Source organism: Pseudomonas sp. P5_B2 (genome assembly GCF_056400445.1).
In genome coordinates this window covers 1-1,009 of the sequence record NZ_JBFULH010001101.1, presented here as the reverse complement: position 1 = coordinate 1,009, position 1,009 = coordinate 1, and the positions used below count along the sequence as shown (strand labels likewise).

Annotated in this window: 1 pseudogene; it reads right to left on the bottom strand. The window is 56.6% G+C overall.

Going from position 1 to position 1,009, the window contains the following annotated elements:
- Positions 1–289: 289 nt before the first annotated feature.
- Positions 290–1,009 (bottom strand): annotated as a pseudogene (locus tag AC1DRJ_RS29465) (hypothetical protein); the annotation flags it as partial.

Below are 1,009 nucleotides of genomic sequence, written 5' to 3'. Positions count from 1 at the left end.
TCGCCGGGCATTAAGGGATGCAGGGGGAAATAGAAGCCCCGAGGCCGCGAACCTTCGGGGGCTTTGCTTTTTCTGAACTTTCCTACTGTTACATGGGGCAGGTTTATTGTTTTTCTTGGAGTGGTGATTGTTCTGTAGGGACTATCTGACTATCAGTGGATGGGCTGATGCAAGTGTTGTTTGGGCTGACGAGTTCGCAAGCAGGCTCGCTCCCACAGGTTATGCGCTAAACCTGTGGGAGCGAGCCTGCTCGCGAAGAGGACTTTAGGGCTGTTGCCAAAAATCCGGATCAGAAGTAATACCCGATGTTCATGTACAACTGGTTTTCCCACTGGTTAGTACCACCAGCCCCCAGACTCTGGGTGAGGCTGCTGCCACCGATGACCGGATCATTCTTGCCGTGCAACCATTCCGTGGCGATCCATAGTTTGCTGAGGGAGAACGACGTGCCGAAAATCATCCGTTGCGAGGTCTTGAAATCGTCCGCAGATTTATCGAATGCGCTGTAGTTGGCGTACAGCTTCACACCGCTGATCTGATCGAACAGATACTTGCCGCTGACGTCATAGCTTACATCCGCCACGTACAAGTTGCCGCGACTGGYGACGTTGAAGGTGGCGTCGTAACTGCCGAAAGTCACCAGTTCATCGGTGCCAGGGTTGCGCGGGGACATCTGCTGTCGCGCGGCTTGCAGTTGCACGCCCCATGGGCCGTTCTTGCCGATGTAGTGCACCGCCATGGCATTGCGCCGGCCATCGTTGTTGGTGTCGCGGTTCTCCAGGGACGAGGTCAGGCCAGAGATCCCGACTTCGGACTTCCACGGCCCCAGGTCCAGCGCCTTCGCCACCCGCAGGACCACTGTGTTGCGTTCCTGGTTGTTGCTGCCGTCGGTGACATAGCTGTCCGCTTCGGAGACCACGGTGGAGTAGGTTTCACCGTTGCTAGTGCCTTTACCCTGCCAGGCGGGGCGCAGGTAGTAACCGGCTTGAATATTCCAGTCGCCGCTTTG